Genomic DNA, 25,530 nt, shown 5'->3' with positions numbered 1-25,530 from the left:
TTTAAATGAGTTTGAGCTAAAAATCAGTTTTAGGAAATATGAATTTCAAAAGGCATTTCAAAAGTTACCGGCTTGGCATCAATTTCTTTGGACTCAATACGCTTGATGAGCAGTTCAGCAGCCTTTTCACCAATCTTCATGGCTTTCTGGTCGATGTAATTGATTTTAGGATAACTCAGTAAAGCATTCTTTTCGTCAGAAAATCCTATCAACATGATTTTATTCATCAGCTCTGGTTGTTCTGATTGAACGATGCTTTGAAACATAAGAGATGATGTATTATCTGCTGAAATGACAGCGTCAAAATCATGCAATGAAAGAAAAGATTTGATCAGACTATGTGGTTGTGAAGATCCTGTAAGGTCCAGTTCTAAATTTGGATCTGGCTCCAAACCATGATCTACTAGTGCTTTTTGGTAGCCGCCTTTTCTTAGTAAACCAATAGGTAAATTTTCAATAGAGCTCACAAAGGCAATTTTGGTTTTGTGTTTTGAAATCAAAATTCTTGTAGCATCATAAATAGACTTTTGATCGTTGATAACTACTTTATCGCAGTCGATTTCAGACGTTGTTCTATCGAATAAGACCAAGTTCTTTTTATTGAGACTGATTTGGTCCAAGTGAAGAAAATCTTGTTTAGAAAGGGTTTCTGTAGAAAGTGAAATTATAAAGCCATCCACTCTTCCTTGGAGCATTAATTCTACGCTTTTCACTTCTTTCTTAAGCTGCTCATGACTTACGCAGATAATCGTATCATATCCTTTAATGGTTGCATATTCTTCTATACCGTGAAGGACTTTCGCAAAAAAAGGATTTAGGATATCTGGGACAACAACACCTATGGTATTGGTTTTATTTACCTTGAGTGCGAGTGCAGTTTTATTGGGTCTGTAGTTATAAAGTTCTGCCGCTTCTTTGATTCTCTTTTTGGTTTCCTCACCAATATCTTTAGCATCATGGAGTGCTTTTGAGACTGTAGAGACAGAAACATTAAGCTGTTTGGCAAGTTCTTTTAAAGTTATCATATTGAAAATAATAAAAAAAGCGTATGCTCGATGAAATCAAACATACGCTTTTTGGCTAATTTATTGAATTTATTCTTTTATTAATTTTATAGTTTTCGTTTGATCTAACTCATTCGAAACTTTAGCTAAATACACTCCGCTAGATAAACCCAACGTGTTTATAACAGCTTCTGAAGCATTTACATTTACCTCTCTTACTAAACGTCCTGTAATATTATAGACTTGAATACTTTTAATAGTCTCAGTTGTTCTGATGTTCCAATCTCCTTTAGAAGGATTAGGATACACTTTAAATTCAGCTTTGCTGAATGTGTTATTACTTAATGTAGTGTTTTTGTGAAAATAAACATTGTCTACATATGTCGGTCCAAATGCCGGACCTGCCATTGCTAGTTGCATCTGTCCAATATTAGTTCTTACACTAGTACCGCCGTTGAATGTTGATATTGGTATATCTAACGACAACCATGCACCTGTTTCCGTGGGAGTTACATTATGAAGTGTATTTCCAGTAAAATTAGAATTTTCATCAAAACCTTGAATTATAGTTTGAAAAATAGCCCCTTCTCCAGGTACATCACCTTCAAAATAGAAATCCATATGGTAATGCGTGAAGCTGCTTAAATCTACACCACTAGGAATTCCAAAAAACCACTGTAAATTAGCTCCTGGCGCACCAGACAAACGAATAAAATCATTACCATCGATGTCAAAAGTTTGCAAAGATCCACCACCAAAAGCACCTAAGTCTGACGGCTCTCCTGTGTAAGCATTACTGTAAACAGAAAATACATCTTCAGCTGATCTAGCTGGTGGCGTTGGTGCTGTAATTGAAGGAGGGCATGGACCACATGATCCACCACAATCTACTCCAGTCTCATCACCATCTTGTACACCATTGCTACAAGTATCCACAAAAGAAATCCCTGAAATATTATCAACATAAAAAACTCTATCTTGTGGATCTCCAAAATTATCAATATTCGAATCCCAATTAAAATAAATCACAAAAGCAGAATAAATTCCATTCGCAGTAACTGTGCCGTCAAAACCATCATTGAAAGTAAATGTAAGTGTTTCCCAACCACTACCATTATGACTTGCGGAAGTAGTTGAATCTGGAGCACCATCGGCTCCATTAATTACTTTAGGGGCAATAGTAATTGGAGACAAAGAATATACATCCATTTCCATGCTTTTATCTGTAGTTAAGTCTACCTGAATACCTGCAAAAAAAGAAATATTAACTCCCTGGAAAAAAATACCAGTTGAGCTAGAAGTTAACTGTGCGACTTGACCTCTAGTCCCTCCAGTTTCAGGGTCAGGAACAAGCGCTGCTAGAGCTCCATCTCCAAATGTAGCTCCAAGACCTCCATCTTCAAAATCTTGTATGACTTCTTGCTGAGAAAATCCAAATGTTACCATAAGCAACATCATTAAAAAAATTGTAATTTTTTTCATGTTTAAAAATTTAAGAATTAATAATTATTCAATAAATATACCCATTACTACAACGCGATAGTGTTAAATAGACCTATACAAAAACTATACATGTACTACTTGCTTGCATACTTTATTTTTTCGTCTTTATCCCACAAACCCCAGTAGGCGCCAACGACTCCCTCTGCTCCAACCTTCCAGGACTCGTCAAAAGATGAAAAATAGAAACTTTCAATCCCTGCTTTTTTACACCACAACTGTGTGTTAATGAAATATTTAAGCGCATTTTCATAAGACGGTTCTGCGCCGCCTAGGCTTTCGCCTTTACTTGGCCAACCTGTTTCGGTAATAATTACTTTTTTACCCCTTCCAGCATTCATGGCCTGGCCAAACATTTGCTGCATATGCGTTAATGCATAGTCATGATGACATTTCTCCCAAAACGGATAACAATTAGATAAAATAACATCGCACATGTCTGTTAAATCGGGGTGTATGGAGAATTCATAATAGGCGTCCACGTAGCCAACAGGAATACCTGATGGAATAGAGTCCTTAACTTCCTGGATATGTTCCTTTAATTCTTCAAGAGGAATATCATCTCTGTATAAAACCTCATTACCAACTGCGGCGATATCTACAAGCCCATTATTTGCCATTTCTATGAGTGCCTCCAACTCTTCTCTGTTTTTTTCCTTATCGTCACTTATCCAGGCTCCAACCAAAGTTTTAATACCCAATTCCTTCGCAACTTTTGGAACAAATTCATTACCCTCAATACACGAGAACGAGCGAACCCACTTAATGTGTGGTTTTAAAATAGTCATGCGACGACGCACCTGCTCTTCTGTGATATGATCTCCTGGCTTTTGACCATCTTCATACATACTGAAGCAAATTCCATGAAAACCCTCTTTCATGATGGAGTCGAATAAATCTTGTAATTCTTCAACGGGAACTTCCGGTACAAAATCTATATTTTGCATGGAAGCTAAAAATTGTTCTTGCTGTTTAGTTATTACCTGTTCTTCTCTGTATGACATAATTTACTTAAATTTTAATTCTTCTTTTTTATCCCATATTCCCCAACGTTGCCCGACATCACCTTCGTGGCGTGTTTTCCAGGATTCATCAAACGATGAGAAATAAAATGATTTTATCTGTTTTTGATTTGCCCAATTATTCACATTGATGAAATACTTCATTGCATTAATTTGAGTTGGCACTGCTTTTTCAGTTGCCTCCCCTCGACTTGGCCAGCCAGTCTCAGCAATGATGACTGGTTTGCCTTTAGCCTTAGTTTCTACTAAAGAATACATTTCACGTAAATAGGCTGTAGAAATTTCGATCTCAGTACCTTCCCAGAAAGGATAGCAATTGATCAAAATCACATCGCAGGCATCAATAAGTGAAGGTCGTTCATAGAAGACGGAATAAGCGTCTACATACCCGACAGGAATATTTGGCAATGCAGTTTTAACCTCCTGGATGTATTCTACGAGTTCTGCTTCGGAAAGTTCTTTACGAAGCAATACTTCATTACCTACTACGGCGATGTCAACATGACCAGCTTTTCCTAATTTTATCAATTCGTCAAGCTCCTTTCTATTCTGAGATTTATCTTCGCTAATCCATGCTCCAACCATAGATTTTAAACCGTTTTGATGTGCAATTTTGGGAATGTGCTCATTACCTCCTGTGCATGAAAAAGATCTTAACCAACTTGTATATGGTTTAACAATTTCAATACGTCGCCTGATTTGATCTTCGGATAATTCATCGTTAATATCCTGCCCTTCTTCATATGGACTGAAACATAATCCATGCATTCCTTTATTGAGCATAGTTGAAAAAAGCCCTTGTATTTCTTTCATCGATTTTGATGAAAAATCAATATCGTATTTTTCATCGGGAGCAAGTTTAGAAGAAGTCAAAGAAAGAAGGCTTTGACCATGGTGAGAAGAACTTATTCTTTTTGGCAAGGCTTTTCTTTTCTTGAGTTCTGAACCTATTTCTCTCACTCGTTTCTCATCAAGGTCATATTTCCACATCACAATAAAAGCTAGGGCTGCCGTGGAAGCCGGAACGATGATGTCTGCAATCCTTAGGTTGGTCATAGTCTCCACAGTTTGATCTGTGATATTCTGGTCAAAGCCAACAATTTTAAGAATAACACCACTTAGTATGATCGCCAAAGCCTGGCCAACTTTAACCATCCACCAGTAGATAGCTCCAAAGGTTCCTTCTTTACGGGGCAAGCCATTTTCAAGTTCGTCCAAATCGCAAACATCTGCTGTCATGGACATCATTAAAGTGAACAGACCACCCATTCCAAATGCAAAAAAAGGAATTGGTAAGAAGATTAACCAAGGCACTCCGTTTTCTACATCAATAGTAAACCAGCTCGCGCCAATGCTTTCCAGATAAGGATTAAGGGAATTAAAAACGGAACCTAGAGCGCTTGTCATCCCTTCGCCAAGTGAGGTTTCATTAAATTGCTCATTCAGTTCAACATCAAACCCCCACCATTTTAGAATGTACCCTACAATAGATAAAAATGTGGCAATGAGAAAAGCCTTTCGTTTTCCAATTTTGGTTGCCATTTTAGAAACTATAGGAATAACAATCAAGGCCGTAATTACTGCATTAAGTGAATTAAACCAGGCAGGCCAAGTACCTGCCACTTCCCAGCTTCCTTGAAACATATAAAACACAATTATAAACACAGAAAAGGCTGCTACTAACTGAAAGCCATTAAAAACTAAAAAAGTAGCTCCACAAAGCTTCATAAAAGGTTTGTTCTTGGAAACTTGAACAATTCCTTTGTATAATTCTCTTAGGTTAGATCCCAATGTTTTCAAATTGATTCTTTCCCTATCTTCCATATCACCAGCATCAACACCTTTACAGAAAAGAGCAGGTAATATTCCAAAAACTATACAGACTCCACCTACTATAAAGGCCATGGTTCTAACGCCCTCTGCTGGATTATCAAAGGTGTTAACATCTGGGATAATCACATAAAGCCAAGGCACTATAATCCATGCTATTTGACCCATAGAATTGGCAAGACTCATTAAACGAGTCCTTTCATTATAGTCTGGAGACATTTCATAGCCTAAGCCAACAAGTGGTGTAGCAAACATTGTATTCCCTACCAGGAATAAGATTTGCAAAATCATCACATACCAAAAATTATAGGTCATTGATGCATTTTCATCCAATTGCCACATTAAAATGAATAGTATTCCACTTATAATTGCACCTGAAAAAATATAAGGTCTTCGTCTTCCGTATCTTGATTTTGTATTATCAGAAATAAACCCCATAACTGGGTCTGTAAGCGCATCAAAAATTCTAGGCAAGCCACCTAAAAGTCCGGCCCAAACTGGGTCCATTCCAAAAGCCGTAAGGATGAATACCTGCAAATAGACCCCTAGGACTCCCGGTAACAGGTTTAAAACAAAATGACCTGCACCAAAAGCTGCCTTTTGACCTACTGGAACTTTATCTTCTTCTGGTGTTTTTATTTCAGACATACAATCTCAATTTAATTAGCGATAGTTATTGTTTGAATAGCTTGGGAGCTTATAGAAATAGCTCTGGAAACATCATTCAAATTAAGATCAAATACCTTTTCTTCTTCTGAAGGATTAAATACAATCACTACATGGCTGCCGTCTGGGTTGGTGGCAGCACTGACTTGTAGATTAGCATCCGTCGATTCAAAAGCGATACGTTTGGCTCCAGGTCTTATATATCTACTAAAGTGAGACATGGTGTAATACAGAGGTGTGAAATACACCTCATCCTGATCTGGATCGACAATCACCGGCGCTATACACCAGTTTTCAAACCAATTCGGTCCACCTTGGCGATCCAGAACCATATTCCAATCTATCCAGCCATCTACTTCGTTGTTCATGCAACCTATAATATCACGCGCATATCTATACACTGGTCTATATTTGGGATGAAGGTGTTTATTCTCCTCACTAGCCCAATCGTAACCCCAGTCAGTCGCTTCTTTTTGCCAGTACCAGTCATCATCTTGCCAAACAGGTACCTCAGCGTCAATGCAACCCTCGGTTTCAATTAAGAATTTATCTGGTGCTTTATTTTTAGCATATTTTAATTGATCTTCAAATATTTTGTAAGTGCTAGCGTACCAGTGTACAGCAGTACCATCGAAATATTTTCTAGACGTTTCATCTCTGTACATTTCGTCAACCCATTCATCTAGATGTTCTCTATTTTGATCGTAACCCAAAATTACTAGATCACTTTTGCCGTCTTGTTCCAGCTGAGGACCAAGATGATTAACTACAAAATCTGTCATTTCTTTGGGCGAGAAGTGCATACTCTCCCAGTTGCTATCATTTCCTAAAGGCTCATTTTCGACGGTAAACCCCCAAATATCAATACCTTCAGCTTTGTAAGCATCTGCATATTTGGAAAAGAAAAGTGCCCAGGTGTCATAATATTCTGGCTTTAACTTCCCTCCAACCCATTTGTTGTTATCTTTCATCCAAGGCGGTGCTGTCCACGGTGAAGAAATGATTTTGAAGCCATCTTTTGAAGCGCTCATTGCATCTTTAATCATAGGGATCAAATCTTCTTTATCTTCCTCTATGCTAAAACTTTTTAAAAGCGTATCGCCTTCAATAGGGGCATAAGAATATTGACTCAAAGAAAAATCGCAGGAATTCATATGAGTTCTGGTTAAAGAATAACGTGCTCCAGAATCTGCAAAATAAGCATCGATGATTTTTTCTCGATTTTCTTTACTCAAACGATTCAGTAATGAAGCAGAAGCTTCTGTAAAAGAGCCTCCAAAACCAGTAAAAGTCTGAAAGGTTTTTTTAGGATTCAAGCTGATTTTTGAAGTGGATTTAGCCTGACTAAACGTTTCTATTTTTGATAATTGATTTCCACTTCTGGAAGTTTCAAAAACTTCAACTTCTGAAACTTCAGTCTTCTCAGCACAAGAACTAGCGATCATAAGTGTTATTAAGACGATTGATGAAAATTTTAAAGACTTCATAATATGGATTTTTAATCATTCAACTAATGGTTCACATTAATTTCTTTTTTAACCGGAGGCATACTAACATCTAAGAGTAAGTCCTCGATTTTACCATCATAGGTTTTAATAATGGGTTGGTCACCTCTTTCCAATCCTTCAAAAACACTCTCATCTACTGTATCCCAGAGCACATATTTGGCTTTGCCTTCTACGGTAAATATGCCAAAATAATTCTCTGATCCTCTTGGGTTTTGCGCATCTTTCCATGGCTCATCAAATGCTTGAAAATAAAAGCACTTTATTTTGTTTTTGGTGGCCCATTCCCGCATTTTATCATAATACAATGCTTGTTTGTATTCATCTGTAGCTTTAGATCCTTCAGGACCATAATGCCCATTTGAGAAGCTTGCCCAGCCTGTTTCTCCAATATGAATAGGTTTGTTTACCCCCAAAGTTTTCATATAGCTGGCAACACTGTCATATTGTGAAATTGCATAACTCAAGGCACGATTCATCGCTTTATCAATCTTTTCGGTATTGCTTAGCTCACTTTCCTTATGTAAAGTTCCCCAAAATACCGGATTGTAATGTGTGTCGTGCATCGGGTACGTGTGGATAGAGAGGTAATCTACACTTTTAATAAGCTCTTCCAGTTCTGGAGTATGGTATTCACTTTCACCACCTCCCCAAGACGCAAAGTTATCTGAACTTGTAATCCAGAGATCTTTATTGAGATTACCTTCCTCCTTAAGAGCCTGAAGATGTTTGACCCATTTTAAAATAATGTGAGGTTGAACGTAGTAAGCTTCCGCCCATTTCACCATAGCTTCATTTCCTACAGCAATAATTTTTACAATATCCGGAAATTGATTGGCCAGTTCTACAGCTCTTTCGATTTCAGTTGCATTATGCACACTTTCTTCGTTATGGTTGAGTGGTAACTCGGTCCACGCATTTTTACAATCTATCCATGCACCTAGCATGACATACATTTCAAAATCGGGATGTTCTTTTTTAAGTTCCTTAATGGCCTGAAGAACGTTGGCTGCATGGGGTAAACGAACATTGTAAGTTCTTAATACCTTAATGTCCATTGCGTGTAAAATCCTTAAGTCTTCCTTAAGTTCACTTATCTCAGGTTGTATATTTCGAGTATTTTCACGGTAACCCCCATAAGAAATGGCTAGGTATTCTGGTTTATTGAAAATCTCTTTTGCAGTTAAATTTTTATCTTTTTGCATTGATTCAGGCTCTTTTTGAGATTGTTGGCAAGAAGCCAGTAGAACTAAACTTAAAGCTAAAAAGCTTTGTATAGCTGACTTCATGACTTATTTATTTTAAAATGGAGGTTTCTACGTAAACTGTGATCAATTTCACCTGACCAGATCTTTGGAAAATATCGTGGCTAATTGCCTTAGAAAGCCCAAGGCCATTAGTGGTTTCAGATGAACCATCGCTCATTTCGATTTTTATTTTGCTTTCGGCAGACATGATATAAACAATTGGCACCTGACAAAAGGTAAATCCTAATGAACCAGGATGTAAGTCCATTTTATGCTTATCATTATTTAAATCCACATATCTAAAAACATGCACTTCATCCAAAAACTCAGTTTTTCTTAGGAGATAGGGTTGAAACTGGAGTCTTCCCTTTTTGACCTGAACACCCAATTCACCAAAGCGGCTTAGAATATCTTCTTTCACCTGACCTGTCATACCGGGTTGTTGTGCGCCTTTCCCGATAGGGGTATGTGAGTATGGATCTGTGGAAAAAGCACCATAAAGTTTTGGAGATTTATGTACGCCAATACCTTCGTTGATTTCATAGTAATGCTCCAGTAAACGGCCAACTACTTCTGCCGATGCTTCATGATTTATAGCATCTAAACAAGTTTCTAGAACCGCCAATTGCAGTTTTGAAACCATATGCCAATAGATGGAGCCTAAACCTTCATAGCCGTAAAATGTTCCCGAACGTCCCGTGAAAGATTTATGATTGAAGACCTCTTCGTAAATTTTCAGAATCAAATTCAATTCTTTTTCAACTAAACCTGAGTAAGCTGCTTCACCTTTAAGTGTAAGCAATGCTTGTTTTAACTTCTTAGCGTTATTGAAATTACCATTGAAGTGATACTGACTTTTAATGTCTTTTTCAATAATTCGTCTGTCGCCATCTTCAACTAATTTTTGAAGCAATTCAGAAGATTTTACTGAAGCTTCAGGAACATGATTACGTTCCAAAAAGCCTTTTAAGTTTTTGAATGGGTAAAGCAAATAACTAAATTGGTCTGGTCTAAATAAGTCACTTTGCTTTAAAGCGTCCAGCAATTTCAAAGACTGAGCTGAATCTAAGTAACCTGAACTTAAAACAGCCACTTGACCTTCAAGCATTTCTGAAAGATAATCGACAGAGACTTTATCGTCTTCAACTGTCATTAAATTATAGGCATGGTATAAATTGTCAGTTCGCTTATTGGCTTGGATAGAATGCTCTAAATAATCTATACTTGTTTTAATAAATCCTATAATTTCTTTCACAGAAAGCTCAGTTTTATCTCCTGAAAATCCTTTGGAATACACCTGAGTTCGGTAATGACTGGCAGCCTCACCTAATTCATCTAAAATAACTTTACGCTGAGCATCATTAAAACCAGATTTTGTAAGATCATAATGAGTAATGAAGGTATTTTTCATTTTTGTAAAAAGCTGTGCCAATTCTTCTGAAATTGAATAAACTTCATCGGCCTCAGCATTTTCAAAAATCGTTTTGAAGAAATCTAAAAATCGTCTCAAATAGGATAGTGTTACCATAGACACACCGTTTCCTACTAAAGCATTGTTAGCATCGTTCCATTCCGGACGTTGGGTGTTCATCCAAATACCAGCTTCTGGAATAAAGTTGGATAGCTTAGCCAAAGTTGTTGCTAATATCTTTTCAACGAAATTGACGTGGATTATTTTACCTCTTTTGGTTTGAAGTAAAGCCCCATCTGCTCCAATTTTTTCACGTTTATCTCTGATTTTTGAATCCGCCTTATGGTCAAAATCTATGGTATCCTTTGGATCGTTTAAAATATCCTGGTAAGATTTAATTCTGTAGGGAACATTCGCATAAACGAATTCAGATTTTTTAAATAGCTTGGCTAAGCTTTGAGGCTGATAATCTTCATAAAACTCTAAAAATTTCAACAAATAAATGATCTGATGATCTCCCCAATAACCAATATAAGACCATGGGTCGTCTGGTTCTATAGTTTCCCAATCGAAGCCATCTTTGGTTACCCGATAAGGGTTATACCCATCAAATGTAGTTGCGTTCAGGAATTTATAGATCATGCTTTCGATAAACTCCGGGTAGGAATGTGCGAGACTTTCCCAATTCTGAAAAATATCACGCCAATTACCTTCGTAATTTAAAATTTTATGGCCTTGTTCATCTTTGGTATTAATGGAGAATTGATTCCAAGGTCGACTCGGATCCCCGTGTCTACGGCTAAATTTCAATGGTAAATACTCTGTACAAAGCCTTGTAAGATCTTCATTATTAATAGAATGTGCAAGTGCTTTCAATTGGCTTAAAGGAAATTCCACTGGTAAAGCTTTTAACTTGGATTCCAGTTTTTTAGCTAGAGGCTCATTGGCTTTAGACAAATAATCTCTAAAGTCCCATCCTTCTATTTGGTAATTATTATCAAAGATTCCACCACGCATAATATTAAACATGGTATTGGCATAATGACGAATGTCTCTTAAGTTATCATTAGAACGTTGGAGTCCATCAGCTGCAGCATTGAGTCGAATCAATTTTTCGGTACCCGCTAAAATATCCTCTTTAATGGTGTCGAAAAGATTTTCATGGTGTAAATCCTGTTGAAGTTTAACCACTGAAGCATGATTATAATTGACATCGGCGACAATAAGCCATGTCTTTTTCTCATCAGGCTCTAGCTGAAGGGTTTTGTGAACAAAATAAGCGCCTTTTTCAGCTTTGACATCAGTTTCTTGGTGAATGTCCTGTCCAGTTCTAAATTTTTCAAGCTGTAGAGAGGACAACAGATAGGATGGTTGTTCGAGACCCAATTGCCAAACTACATTTGCTTTTAAGGCTTCACTGGGTTCAGCTTTGTCTACTGGTACAGCACTTAGGGCAAAAATACCTAAGCCCGTGTTTTGGTCGAGCTCGTTACGTTTATACGCATCAACAAGATTGCTGCTCTGATTTTGTAAATCGCTGACTACGCCAGCAGGCAATACATTTTGAAGACCATCTAAAACTTCAATTTTGACGGAAGATGGATTATGGTTGATCACTTCAGAAGTTTTTACAAAACCATACTTATCGCTCGAAGACCACCTATAGGTAAAGCTCAAGTTTAAACTATGGTTGATTTCTTCAAACATCAGTTTATTACCATAGATATTTTTGTACAAATGTCTTGTAATCTGATATTGCTCTAAAAACCTGTTGGAGAAGGGCTCCCATATCTGAAAGCCAGCATTACTATGTACCTTGAAAATGGTCTTACTACCAGTGTAATGGGCAGATTCAGTAATTTTATCATCTGTGTAATATGGGAAAAGTGCAAAATCTGCATTACGTCGTCCTGCTGTAAGTCCTCCATTACTCGATATAAACATCCAGTGGTTGGAATCGCTTACTATACTCATAAAAAATGGGCGTAGTGAATCATTATTGGTGATTTTTAAGAACTTCTCACCATTTAATCTCACTTGTTCCAATGCACTTTCTTTAGTTGATTGTTGAGTCTTGTTGTCTTCTTGAATCATTCTTTATTAATTGGTTCTACTTAAGGTTCTATTATAAAGCTATTGCAAATTTAAGGATACGTTATCTATCCTTACCAGGCCAGCTTCGCCGTTATTATCAAACAAAACTCTAGCATCTGGCGCACCAAACTCTTGAGAGCTTAAGGTTAACTCAAACGTTTGTGGTGTATCCGTCAGGTTTACAGTTTGAGTATCGTTGGAAAAATCACCACCACTTAAGCCTATTCCTGCAATGATGGTCCTGTTCCTATCAGACCAGGCGTCAAAGGTCAAAACATAGGTTTCTCCTTGGGTAATTGGTAATTTTTGACTGAGATTAACGAGGAATGGTTGATCAGGGTTGGGGTTGGTGATATCAACTTCGTAAAATGAATTGCCATTTTCAGTAACTACAGGCGCTAGTGCATTATCATTAACTCCTATAATCCAACCTTGGGAACCATTCTCAAAATTACCATTTACTATCAAAATCAATTCTACCTCAACATCATCTTGAAATGTATCTATATCGCCATTATCATTGATTGCAGTGAGCGACACTGTATAAGTACCATCCTCATCATAAGTTTTGACAGGATTAATCAAAGTCGAACTCGTAGCATCTCCGAAATCCCATACAAAACTTGTCGCTTCATTGGATAGATTATTAAAGCTAGCGGTTCTGTTATTTATCTCACTGACAAACCTGGCTTCAAAATCTACAAAATCGATACCACTATCATTCTCTTCACATGAGAATTGAAACATGGTCAAAACCATGAGAGGTACAACTATTAAGCTTCTATTTGATAATTTCATTTTAATAAATTTTAGTTAATTGTAAACTCTTACATAATCCACAACCATGCTTTGAGGGAAAACGGTTTCTGAATTCGGGTTTCCTGGCAAATTACCACCTACGGCTACATTGAGAATGATGTAAAATGCTCTATCATTGAAAATCCAGTTTCCGGTGCCATTAGTTTCTTCATCTACATCTTCTGGCGTTAGTGAATGATATAAAACGTCATCTACATAAAAATTGATGCGATTTGGTGACCATTCCATTCCATAAACATGAAAATCAGTATCAAATCTGCCATTTTCTAAACTAAATTCTTTAGAAATAGATTCAGCTCCAGAATATTGAGGCCCATGAATTGTACTAAAAACTGAAGTTGGCTCATCGCCTAAGTATTCCATAATATCGATTTCTCCGCAAGCAGGCCATGGATTAACATCGCAGTCATTACCCAATAACCAAAATGCAGGCCAGTAACCTTTTCCATAAGGTACTTTGATCCGCGCTTCATATCGACCATATTTTTGTTCAAACAGATTTTGAGTGGTCAATCGCGCAGAAGTATAATTATTGCCTTCAAAGGATTCTTGTCTGGCAGTGATGAGCAATACGCCATTTTCAACTTTCACATTTTGTGGTCTATCGGTGTAATATTGTAATTCATTATTACCCCAACCCGGTATGCCTTGTTTTGTACCATCGCCAATTTCAAAGTTCCAATGTTCTGGATTTGGAGCACCATCGGTGTCAAACTCATCAGCCCACACCAAGTTGTCAAGTGTAACCACTTCTTGGGTTTCATCTAAATCGCAACTCAATACGCATATTAATATTAATAGAAAAATTGGTGGATATTTCACCATATTGAGTTTACTATCTTTATTTATTTTCATAGTCAATAGGTTTATATTTATTCAGTATAGAAATAAATGTTATCTAAAAATAAGTTGGATATCGTTGGATTATCAGGCCCATTTTCAGAGTTAAAAAGCAGTAAACCAATTCTGTTTTTATCCCCAAGTCCCGAAAAGTCCAATAAAGGAATATCAAAACTGACCCATTGGTCTTCGACTAATTGATTTCCAGATATTAAAAAAGAGCCCACTGTTTCTGAAGCACCATAATTTGTAAGCTGTAACAATAATCTGTCGTTGGCTTGAATAGCTTCTTGAACATTAATATCTACATGTAAATGAGTCAAATTAGCAGCATTAACAGGTTGAACTGCTTCTGATGGGAAGGTGACATCATTAAAGACAATGCCTACAAAATTTAGATCTGAATAACTTATTATAGATTCTGGTCCAACCGGGACAACACCGCCAAGCGTGTTTTGAAAGGGCTCAAAAAATGAATTGTATCTTGAAACTGGTATATCCTGATAGGCATCACTAAATATAGAAACAACATTTTCTTCGGGCCGTGTTGGAACCGGAGCAAAATTGAATCCCCCCTCTACATTGAGCGACAATGAGCCTTGAGCTCCAACACCATCCAAAGAGGCAGATATTGTCACTTCGCCTACACCTATAACTGAAACCAGGCCAAATTCGTCAACTGTAGCAACTCCAGGGTTTGAAGACGCAAAATCAAAAAAAGAAGGGGCTGCATTAACTCTTACATTTCTACCGGTTTCCACATTGAATGTTTGAGTAAGTCCAGTGAGTTGAAAAGGCACATTAAGAAAGCCTTGTTGCGAAACATTCTGACCGTTTAAAATTCTTGGTTGAGGTTGGGCTATTGTTCCTAGATTTTCGAATCTTATCTCATCTATCCAAATTGTAAATCCAACACCATCTGTACTTGAGGTACCTGTTGAAAAGAAAAACATTCCTTTTTCTTGAACCAATTTTGATGGGTCTGGGATTGGTATGGTTACTTTTCTCCAATCTGTTGATAATGGTATACCTGCCCTCGCCACTGTGTATTTGTCCAATTCAAAGTCGAACCCAAAACCAACTTCATCAAAAAGTGCGGTTCTTGAAGCCTTTACCCAAAAGGTTAAAGCATCATACTCTGTCAAATTTCTTCCTTCACCTCTATCTTTAAAAATACCACCAATAAAACCACCATCAGGATCATTTGGTGCAGGGATATCTAGTCTTATTGAAGAAGTCCCCATGTAAGCTTCATTTTGATCAGTTCCAAAACCTTCAGGGTTTGCCCCATCGACAGGATTAAAGGAGATGAAAAACTCATCTGTTAATCCTTCAGGATTATCAGAATAAACGTCTGCATTAGAAGGAAAAGTGGCCAATACCGCATCGTCGGATACGTCTCGTTCACAACTTGTAGTCACTATCATAGAAAGGACAACAAGTGCTATAAATTGAATATATTTTTTCTGTATCATCTTGAATATTATTTACCTATATTAAATCTTACATAAGTCATGATTTCCCATTCAGAACCATCAGGAAAGCCTACTGGACTAATTGCTGGATTAGTATCGAAGGAACCAATCGGTGTTGCATTGGGTGAATATCTGGGAGAAAATTCATTTAATGACCGCCATATTCCTCTTATACCAACTTGTGTGGTGGGCAAAATATACCATTCTGGTTTCCCTAATGTAGTTGACAAATCAATCATGGTTTGGATTGGGAAAGTTAAGTTGAAATCCCTGTGGTAATCGTAAGGTCCCCAATCGTTGATTTTCACATCCCCTCTAATCCAATATTTTTTATACCTCACGTCGAGATTGGCTCCAAACCTATCGGTCACTAATCGATCAGAATCTCCATTAGCCTGACCGTTTCCATAATAAAATGTACCCACGATACTAAGATCAGGCCCTAAACTTGAAACCATTCTAGCGTGAGCTTCCCATAAATCCTGAGCTGGGACAGTGTTAGCAAAAGGAAAAAACTCACGAGTATCGAGGAAACCAATATGTGCATCCATTGTCGTCGGTAAGTGTCTAAATACAAAACCTGCACTCATTGCAAATTCTGCATCCTCAGATCTATTGTTATCCCAGTCATACATGTAAGTTCCAGGAGTAGGGTCGAAGGTGAAGAGAATTTCACCGGCTGTAGTTTCTCTATTAAAACGAACAGCAAATGGATCATCGATAAAATTTCTTAATCGACCTGGCGCATCACCATTGTCCGGCATAGCATCTACCAAAGGCTTTTGCCATAAAAAATTTGGGGCAATTTGCCATTTCCCTATATTATAAGTGAAACCAGATAAAAAATTGGATTGGTTACCACTTCCATTATCTTTTAATTTCCAACCTGTGAAAGTTAATGTGGGATCGAATCCCCCATTGGCTACAAGCCCTGAGACACCTCCTTGTGCATACCAGTTAAATTTACCACCTTCGTAAGTCAGTTTAGCTTTACCTCCCCAATTATCGGACGCTTTAACATTATCAACTACTACGTTGCCGTTATCATCGATATCTTGATAAGTACTTCCGTTCAGCGGGCTTCCTGCCCATATACCACCTACTGTCAATCCAAATTTTCCAAAATCTCTTTCTAGAGCCAATGTAGCTCTTTCCTGAGGCCATGGTGGAATCACACCACTTCGCACCTGATTCTGATCTAATATCCTACGTCCGTTATCGTCAAACTCTAATTCTGTTTCTAAGTCTCTATGGTAAATTCCTGTCACATCCCATTTTTGAATGGTCTTGGTATATTTATAAAGCATGGTAGGATTGGCACCCCACCACAATTGAGGTCCAATAGCGGCTTTTAAACCATCAAGTTCTCCTTTGGCGTCAATCTCTATTCCCGAAATTATACCTCCATAGATATCTAAGTTTGGACCATAGTTAGCTTCAGGATATAAACCAAAAAAATCACCTTCGTAACCCCAATGATAGTGACCTGTTCTGTAAAATCCTCTTAAGTCGAATAGATCGTTGTTCCATTCAAACTCAGCTTGGTAAACCTGTAAATTATTATTGTCTTGAATTATCGTTTCTCCATCTGGAGTTTGGACTCGAATGGGTCTCGCCCTATTTTCGTAAAAAATTTCGTTGATTGGGTTTTCAGCGACATCTCCAACAATGTTGAAGTCCACATTGAAAGTGACATTAGCTGCAGGTTTACCACCCACACCAATAAAATAGGATTGCATCTGGTCAAAACCCAATTGATTGGGATAAGAAGTGGAGTTTGGATCTGGATTGTCTGGTGTTGTAATTAAACTACCCCCTGTATAAAAGGTAGATAAATGAGCTGCTACTCTGCTAATTCCAACCTTTTGAGTTTCCCCGCCACCTAAAGCGGCTTTGTCCCCTCTAGCCCTTAATACAGCATCCATTAAAGAGATGTCCTCAAAATGTTTGTTCACGGTTAGTCCATTGGCATTTTCATCGTAAGGATTGAGTTCATGCGCTTCTTTTAAAGCGTAATAAGCAGCCCTAGGATATAAGTCATACAAACCTCTTGCATTAGTTGGACCTTTGGCACACACTCCAAACCACTCTTCATTCATATTATTTTTACCTTCTTTATGATCTCTGTCATATCCTCCGTTTTCCCAAGAGGCATTTGAATCGTGAACATCCAAATTATCTGTCTGTCCAAATTTCCACCAACCATCACTAAATTGGAAAGTAAATCCTCCAATAGAATTTTCAGCTTTTCCAAGTCCTGCGGCATTTGCGTAGATGTCTTTCCAGTTATTCACCATATAATAAGCCTGAGATTTCTGGTCTTCTTGCATTTCAATGGCGTTAAAAGCATCTGCTCCAAATTCTGTAAATAAAATAGGTTTACCGTAGACCTCTTTTACTTTTTGAAAAGCATCTCCGAATGAGGCTCCTCTGTACATATTGGTTCCATAAATATCTACATCAGGGCATTCTTCAGCGATAATATCAAGAAAGAGAACGTCGCCATTACAAATTGCAACTGGAATATTGCTATTGATTTCCTTCATGTTTACTGCTGCTTCATTCATGAGGCGATACATCGGACGACCTCTAACTTCACCAACAGCATTGATTTGATCTTCCTCGTCGGGAAAATCCTCAGTTTCGGCACCTGCCCAAAATAACCCGTAATTGTTTTCGTTACCTAACAGGAATAGCAGAAGCCCTGGAGTATCTTTGTAATTTTCAGCTAGTTCATTAACTTCTGAAAGCAGCAATTCTTTAGTGTCTGGATCATCGTATTTAGTTACAGGTGTCCACAATCCGTTTATCGTCAATCCATACCGACCAAAAGAATGGTTGAGCATGGTATAGATCCCATAATTTTCATAAATGTAAGTGATCCATTTTGGCTGGATGCCAGTGTAAAGTCTTACCGTATTAACCCCCATATTTTTTAGCAAACCCATCTCCGCGTCGAGCGCTGCTTGGATTATATCATCGGATTGTTCCCAAAGGCTATAGCTGAAATTTGTTCCTCTTGGAAAATAATCCCAGTTCATACCATTTACCATAAAATCTTCACCATCTACTTGAAGCTTCATTCCTTGCTCATTAGAGCTGACCTTTACCTCATGAGCCTGAGAAAAACTAAAGTTCGTAAGAAGTAAAAAAGCGATTGCAGTTAGAAATTTTTTCATATTAAAGAATCTAAAAAATTCGTTATTATCAAACTTAAAGGTTTTCGCTGTTAAACATTTGATTTAACACACTACAAAAAATATACACACTCGCTATGATTTTTTTGAATCCAAAAAATGAGTAGACCCCCTTAAAACCCTTAACTTTATATTAAGAAAGGGTTTTTAACGAGGGTTTTGATTTGGACTAAAAAGATGTTTTGTATAGGAAATGTATAGATGCAAACTGTTTAAAAAAAGAGAATTTGAAATTACTACAATCAAAAAACAAAGATTTTAGTCATCACCTAATCAATACATTGTTTATTCCGTACTTATTATATTAAATAAATAACATTTAATTATAAATAGCTTATAAAATATACACAAGTAGTAGTTTGAATGAAAAAGATTATCAAATCAATTTTAAAAATGAAGATTTTATTCTTTTTTTCAACTATACATCTTGATTATTATAATTCTATAAGCTTCGAGCTAGTATCCTGTGAATTGCTTCCTAGAAATATTTCAAATTCACCGCTTTCAAAAATCCAATCGCCGTTGGGCAAATAGTATCCAAGATCTTCTTCAGTTAGAGTAAACGTTAAGTTTACTTTCTCACCAGCCTTGATCTTTACCTGTTGAAAGGCTTTGAGCTCTTTTACCGGTCTTGAAATTTGAGCAACCAAATCTCTGATGTAGACCTGTACAGTTTCTGTGCCGTCCATATCTCCGCTGTTTTCAACATTTACAGTGACTTCGATAGCGTTTGAGGAGGTTTGCGTAGTCACCTTAAAATTGTTGTAAGTAAAGTTAGTATAGCTTAATCCAAAACCAAAAGGATAGAGTGGTGTATTCAATTCGTCTGTGTAATGAGACCTGAAGACATCATTTTGATTAGGATCATTTGGTCTTCCAGTAGATAAATGATTGTAATACAAAGGGAGTTGCCCCACATGGCGAGGAAAACTCATTGGCAACTTACCGCTAGGATTATAATCACCATAAAGCACCTGAGCAATTGCTGAACCACTAAATGAACCAAGTTGCCAGGCCTCTACAATAGCTGGGATATTTTTTTCTGCCCAATTGAGGGTAAGCGGTCGACCATTCTGAAGTACTAAAACGATGTTGGGATTTACTTTATAAACCGCTTCTAATAACTCCTGTTGTAATCCAGGTAATCCAAGTCTTGTTCTGCTCCTTGCTTCTCCACTTTGCAAACCATGTTCGCCAAGGTTCATAATTACAACATCGGCATTTTTAGAGCTTTTCACCGCTTCATCAAAACCTGATCTATCTGTTGTGTTAACCTTAAGTTCTTTTACAAATTTGGTTTCTCCTATAATAAGCTGGGGACCAGCTGTGTAATTGATTGTATTATTAGCTTCATAGGCTTGCATAGCTTCCACCAAAGGCTCAGCTGTTCCGTCGTCAGCAGCTATTCTCCAGCTTCCTAGTGGTGAAGTTTTATCCTGAGCGAGATCGCCAATTATAGCAATCTTTCGATTTGATTTTTTAAGTGGTAAAATATTGTTATCGTTTTTGAGTAAAACAATAGATCGTCTTGCAATATCTGAAACCTCATCTTTAAATTTCGGACTGTACACTAATTCGTTTTCACGATCTTTGGATAAATATTTGTAAGGGTCTTCAAAAAGACCAAGTTCAAATTTAACTTTTAAAACACGTCTAGCTGCATCATCAATTAAATCCTCATCCACTTCTCCAGCTTCTACAAGGCTTGCCAATTCTTCAATGAAATGATAAGATTCCATATCCATGTCAGTTCCAGCTAAAACAGACTTTTTAGCCGCATCTCGGCCATCTTCTGCATAACCGTGGTTTACCATTTCTCCAACAGAGTCCCAATCGGATACCACAAAACCCTGAAAATCCCATTGGTCTTTTAAAATATTCCTGAGTAAAAATTGATCACCTGTGGCAGGAATACCATTAAGAACGTTAAAAGCACTCATTACACTTTTGACATCGGCTTCTAGTGAAGCTTCAAACGGTGGAAGTATCACATTGTATAAAGTAGTAGTCCCCACATCCACAGTGTTGTAGTCTCGACCAGCTTCTGCAAAACCATATCCTGCAAAGTGCTTGGCAGTTGCGGCAATAGTATGAGAAGCAGCTAAATCCTCACCTTGAAATCCATTTATTCTAGCTTTAGCAATTTGACTCCCTAGAAAAGGATCTTCTCCGGCACCTTCCATCACCCTACCCCAACGGGCATCTCTGGAGATATCTACCATAGGGGCAAATGTCCAATTAATTCCCGCAGCTGATGCTTCTTCTGCAGCAATTTCTGCAGAACGCTTTATAGCTTCCAAATTCCAACTGGCGGCTTCGGCAAGAGGAATAGGACTAATCGTTTTATAACCATGAATAACATCAAAACCGAACACAAGAGGAATCCCGAGCCTCGACTCTTCGACGGCTATTTTTTGAACAGCTCTTACATTTTCGACTCCATGAACATTTAGCATTGACCCGACCCAGCCTTTTTTGATGTGATCCAATTTGGTTGCAGCTTGACCTTTGTCGGGCTCAGGACCTGTAAAATCCATAAACCCACTGTACTGGTTCATCTGGCCAATTTTCTCTTCCAGAGTCATTTTAGCCAAAAGCTCTTGCACTTGGGCGTCGATAGTTTTGGAGGAATTTATATTTGCAGGGTTTTGCTGACAAGATAAAATGAGTATAGCAATACTCATATAAATAAAATGTTTAAAATTCATGTGTTGTTTATTGTGCGGTTTACTTATTCGAATGATTAATTAGATTTTACAAATACTTGTTTAAAAATAGTATTCATAAAAGAACGTTTGACAAATCAAATCAGACTTATTTAAAGCAATAATATCAAAAAAGAGGATGTTTGAATCCTCTTTTTTGATATTGATAAGAAACTTATGATATTATGCCTATTCTTCTGAAGTAATTATAAACCACCAGTCAAACTCAGAATTACCATCAGTTATCTTTAAAGTCATTTCATTAGGCTCAGAACGATCAAATATTTGATAATTGTGTGTACCCGTATAGTAACCTATAAACCCTAGTCCTGATAGACTAATAGTTTCTGCACCACCAGGATTGATGAGTTGCCAGGTAGTTTGAAAATCTTCAAGAGGTAAATTTTCTATATCATCACCATTAGGCGTTCCGCCGGAGCTGCCCAATTGATCTACATAAGCACCTCGTCCAAATACAGTCCCTGAAGTATCATCGTTATTGACGTTTGTAATAAGCTTGAAGGTTCCGTCTGAATCAAAAATATAGCGATCATCATACATTCCTACACCAACTTTTTCTTCAGGAGCTACACCGAAAAATTCAACAGGTATATTCCCACCAACAGGACCTAGACCAAAATGACCTGGCACTGAAGATTTAATTCTCCATGTTTTTGAAGTGACAGCATCAGGATTATTGGGATCAAAATCATAGAGCTTAGCCTTTAATTCTACAGGCGGTTCATAAGTTGCTAAAACCTCAACATCAAATGTTTCAGATGAAGAAACACCACCTTTACCGTAAGCTATAACGGAAATAGTATAAGAATTAACACCTAAAGTGGAAAATATAAAAGATGCTGATCCTGATGGGGCATTCTTTTTATTGGATTGGTAAACAAAACCATAAGAGATTGCATTGTCTGCTTTGGCTGTAAAAATAACTTCTCCAGAGCCATCGCCATTAGGATTTTCGCTATCGGCACCAATGATTTCTGCAGTAATATCAATATTTGATGGGGCATTAATTTCCCCAAATTGTTGATCATCATCCTGGCAACTTACTATAACAAGCAGTACAAGAAGACTTAGAATTATGTGATTATATTTTTTCATTGTCTAAAAATTTAATTGTAAAAATAGAAGTTATCGATATACACTGTATCGTCTGCATCTGCTTCAACTAGGTTATCAAAAATTAACTGAGTAACAGCAGAAAGATCCATATCAAAATCCGCAAGTGGGATATCCACACTTACCCATTCTCCTAAAGTTAAAGCTCCAGCATTTGCTAAGTCCTCCTGTACTGGGTCTAAAGCAGTATTCACTAGCTTAAGTCCTAAACTTTCTGCATTTGGGGACCAATAGTCAAAATGGACATGTGTCATACTTGTTAAATCAGTAGGATTACCATAATCTGTAACAATTCCTAAGAAATCAAAGTTTGTAAATAACATGGCATTATTTCCATCTACTGCAACCTCCTCATAGCCTGAACCAGACCATACAGTTGGTAGTTCACTTACAGTAATGGATGTATATGCATCACTATAGATTGAAATTACGTTTGAAGCGTCTTGCGTAGGAACTGGAGCTGATGCAGTTGGCTGTTGTGCTACATCTTTTGAAAAGTATAAGTTATCGATATAAACAGTAGCAGGGTTTCCTGCGGTATCAAACAATAACTGAGTCACTTGGGATCTATCCATAGCATAATCTGCTAGAGGAAATTTTACGCTCACCCACTGGCCTGAAGTAATAGGTTCTACAAATTCTATATCTTCTTCACCAATGACAGTATTAACTAATTTAAAACCTAGTGCAGAAGCATCGGGAGTCCAGTAGTCAAAATGCACATAGTCCATATCAGTTAAGTCAGTTGGATTTCCATAGTCCGTTACAATACCGGTAAAAGCAAGATTAGAATACTTAATAGTATTATCACCCTCAATTATAACTTCTTCAAAGTTAGTGTCCGACCACTCTGTTGGTAATTCCGTAACCGTGATTGGTGTATATCTATCACTATAGATAGCAATAACATTTGGAGAAGGTTCCGCTGGTCTTGGTGCAGCAACAACTGGCACTAAAATCTCTTCTACAAAAAAGTCTTCTTCTACATAAGTTGTGGTTTGTGATGCAGCACCCATAACTTCAACTGAAATCGTATATGCTCCAGATTGTTGATACGTGTAAGATAATGTTTCTTCGATTGAACCACTAACTACAGACTCAACACCCTCTTCACCAAAATCAACTTCAAAGCTTGTCGCAAAGTCAGCAGTTACAGAAACATTTACAGTATTGGATTCAACTCCATCATTTTCGATGGTAACTTCAAGATTTTCGGGTGCATTGAAGGACACTTCTATAGGTTGAACTGACTCTGTTTGCTTATCAGCCGCATTCATGGCTACAAGAGTTAAATCAAAAGTGCCTTCCGCATAAATGTGCGAAAGTGATTCTCCAACACTGATGGTATCTGAAAGTTCACTTCCATCGCCAAAATCAGCATAAAAAAGGTTCACATTTTCAGCTTTAGGCAGGATAGTCACCAGTCCTGAATTATCTTGAGTAAAACTGATCTTAGCATCAATATTGGAAGGAGCCCCAATTGGTATATCTTGAAGACCCTCATCATCAGAACATGATACAGTAAACACTGCAATCATGAGTAGGTATAATATTAAAAATTGCTTTTTCATCTCTGTTATGTATTAGTAGTTTGCGTTTTGTTCCCAATTTCCTTGAGAAAATTGAATTTCTTCAAGTGGTACAGGGAAAACTTCATTTTTGTTTGGAGTAAATCCATCAATCACGTTGGCTGCTCTTCCAGTTCTCACTAAATCAAAGAAACGGTGTCCTTCACCTACAAGCTCTAGTCGTCTTTGAGTATATATCTCTTCAGTTAACTGGCCTCCTGATAAATTCACATCATCTAATCCTGCTCTTTCACGAACTTCGTTCACATAATCTAATGCTAATTGATCGTTGATACCTCCTCTATTTAAAGCTTCAGCTGCCATCAATAGAACATCAGCATAACGGATAGCTCTGTAATTGTTTGGCTGTGTCAAATTAGCATCCCCTAAATTATCATTTTGTCTAGGGATATACTTTCTATTGTAATACCCGGTATGACCTGTTGTAGGGTCTTGGTTTCCTATGGTAAAAGTTGCTCCTGTGTCTGCAGCCCAAGCTTCAATGTTCAAGATAGAAACATCTCTTCTTAAGTCGTCTAAATCAAAGGCATTATAAGTTTCTTCAGTAGGTAAATTAAAGCCAAATCCAGATTCAAAGACAGGACCGTTGTAGCCTCTTACACCACTAAATCCTACCATGACATTACCTTCACTACATTGTAAACAATCAAAACTAGCTCCTTGGGCTTGACCGGAATATTGAATTTCAAAAACAGATTCTGCACTATTTTCAGCTTCAAATTCAAAAAGGTCTTCGTATTCTTCATCGCCTTCTGTTCCATACAAATGAAACTGTTGTGAACCAATAACAGCATCAAACAAAGGGGCCGCTAGATTAAATTCATCTTGGTACAAGTGCACCTTACCAAGAAGTGCCTGGGCAGAAGCTTTGGAAGCTCGTCCTATTTCTAAAGCCTGGGAAGACATATTCGGTATGGCCAGAGAAAGATCATTCTCGATATATTGGTATACTAAATCAATCGATGTTCTGGGCAGAGATGTTTCTTCACCTAGTTCAAATTTACCTTCTGGCTTAATAGGTATAGCCCCGAACCATTTTACTAGTTCAAAATTGAAATAAGCTCTTAAAAAACGTGCTTCAGCAATAATTTGCTCCTTACCTTCAAAATCTATCTTATCAGCATTTTCAATGATATAAGATGCTCTGTAAACACCAGCGAAATTGAAATCCCAAATATCATCCAGATTATTGTTATCTGGGGTATGAGCCATTCTATCTACCTGCTGCCATCCTACAACGTCGGTTGCACTTTCTCCTCCGGCATGCGTATTGTCTGAAGCAATTTCTCCAAGAATAACATTAACATAAGTAGACTGCAAAATATCATAGGAGCCAATCAATGCGTTTTGAAAGTCTTCTTCATCCTCAAAAAAGTTTTCTGAGGTAAGTCGGTAAGGTGGTTCTAGTTCCACAAAATCGTCTGAGCATGATACTAAGGCTAATGCCATTAAAATCATGAACCATTGGTTATATATTGTCTTTGCCATTTTC

15 protein-coding genes are annotated in these 25,530 nt (G+C 37.5%); all 15 read right to left on the bottom strand.

The features are described from left to right. Positions 1–29: 29 nt before the first annotated feature. Positions 30–1,025: a LacI family DNA-binding transcriptional regulator gene (locus LB449_RS01530; RefSeq protein WP_224453308.1), complete on the bottom strand. Its 996-nt coding sequence runs from the start codon at positions 1,023–1,025 to the stop codon at positions 30–32. A 69-nt stretch (positions 1,026–1,094) separates the two neighbouring features. Beyond that, entirely contained in the window at positions 1,095–2,486 is a 1,392-nt protein-coding gene (locus LB449_RS01525; RefSeq protein ID WP_224453307.1) for a T9SS type A sorting domain-containing protein, read from the bottom strand. A 95-nt stretch (positions 2,487–2,581) separates the two neighbouring features. Beyond that, entirely contained in the window at positions 2,582–3,508 is a 927-nt protein-coding gene (locus LB449_RS01520) for a glycoside hydrolase family 17 protein (protein WP_224453306.1), read from the bottom strand. 3 nt (positions 3,509–3,511) lie between these two features. Beyond that, positions 3,512–6,004, bottom strand: coding sequence for an MFS transporter (locus LB449_RS01515; protein WP_224453305.1), 2,493 nt, complete (start codon positions 6,002–6,004; stop codon positions 3,512–3,514). A gap of 11 nt (positions 6,005–6,015) precedes the next feature. After that, positions 6,016–7,509 carry a glycoside hydrolase family 30 protein gene (locus LB449_RS01510; RefSeq protein ID WP_224453304.1) on the bottom strand — a complete coding sequence of 498 codons (1,494 nt, stop codon included), beginning with the start codon at positions 7,507–7,509 and terminating at the stop codon, positions 6,016–6,018. A 23-nt stretch (positions 7,510–7,532) separates the two neighbouring features. After that, the gene (locus LB449_RS01505) at positions 7,533–8,816 is read right to left on the bottom strand and encodes a glycosyl hydrolase family 17 protein (RefSeq protein ID WP_224453303.1); all 1,284 of its coding nucleotides are present in this window, start codon (positions 8,814–8,816) and stop codon (positions 7,533–7,535) included. A gap of 7 nt (positions 8,817–8,823) precedes the next feature. Further along, complete coding sequence (locus LB449_RS01500) at positions 8,824–12,279, bottom strand: hypothetical protein (protein ID WP_224453302.1); 3,456 nt, start codon at positions 12,277–12,279, stop codon at positions 8,824–8,826. Between the two features lie 39 nt (positions 12,280–12,318). Further along, a complete protein-coding gene (locus tag LB449_RS01495; RefSeq protein WP_224453301.1) occupies positions 12,319–13,077 on the bottom strand; it encodes a PKD domain-containing protein in 759 nt (252 codons plus the stop codon). 15 nt (positions 13,078–13,092) lie between these two features. Next, positions 13,093–13,953: a glycoside hydrolase family 16 protein gene (locus LB449_RS01490; RefSeq protein WP_224453300.1), complete on the bottom strand. Its 861-nt coding sequence runs from the start codon at positions 13,951–13,953 to the stop codon at positions 13,093–13,095. A gap of 17 nt (positions 13,954–13,970) precedes the next feature. Continuing rightward, positions 13,971–15,413, bottom strand: a complete 1,443-nt coding sequence (locus tag LB449_RS01485; protein WP_224453299.1) for an Ig-like domain-containing protein — start codon at positions 15,411–15,413, stop codon at positions 13,971–13,973. Positions 15,414–15,421: 8 nt separating this feature from the next. Continuing rightward, complete coding sequence (locus tag LB449_RS01480) at positions 15,422–18,592, bottom strand: glycoside hydrolase 5 family protein (protein ID WP_224453298.1); 3,171 nt, start codon at positions 18,590–18,592, stop codon at positions 15,422–15,424. A 452-nt stretch (positions 18,593–19,044) separates the two neighbouring features. After that, positions 19,045–21,318, bottom strand: coding sequence for a beta-glucosidase BglX (gene bglX / locus LB449_RS01475; RefSeq protein WP_224453297.1), 2,274 nt, complete (start codon positions 21,316–21,318; stop codon positions 19,045–19,047). Positions 21,319–21,504: 186 nt separating this feature from the next. Continuing rightward, entirely contained in the window at positions 21,505–22,431 is a 927-nt protein-coding gene (locus LB449_RS01470; protein WP_003441536.1) for a hypothetical protein, read from the bottom strand. Between the two features lie 11 nt (positions 22,432–22,442). Further along, entirely contained in the window at positions 22,443–24,020 is a 1,578-nt protein-coding gene (locus LB449_RS01465; RefSeq protein WP_003441538.1) for a hypothetical protein, read from the bottom strand. 12 nt (positions 24,021–24,032) lie between these two features. Then, a complete protein-coding gene (locus tag LB449_RS01460) occupies positions 24,033–25,526 on the bottom strand; it encodes a RagB/SusD family nutrient uptake outer membrane protein (RefSeq protein ID WP_147227057.1) in 1,494 nt (497 codons plus the stop codon). Positions 25,527–25,530 lie beyond the last annotated feature (4 nt).

Source organism: Psychroflexus lacisalsi (assembly GCF_020164495.1).
Lineage (GTDB): Bacteria > Bacteroidota > Bacteroidia > Flavobacteriales > Flavobacteriaceae > Psychroflexus > Psychroflexus lacisalsi.
Note: the sequence above shows the minus strand (reverse complement) of the source record. Positions and strands in the feature narration are given on the sequence as shown.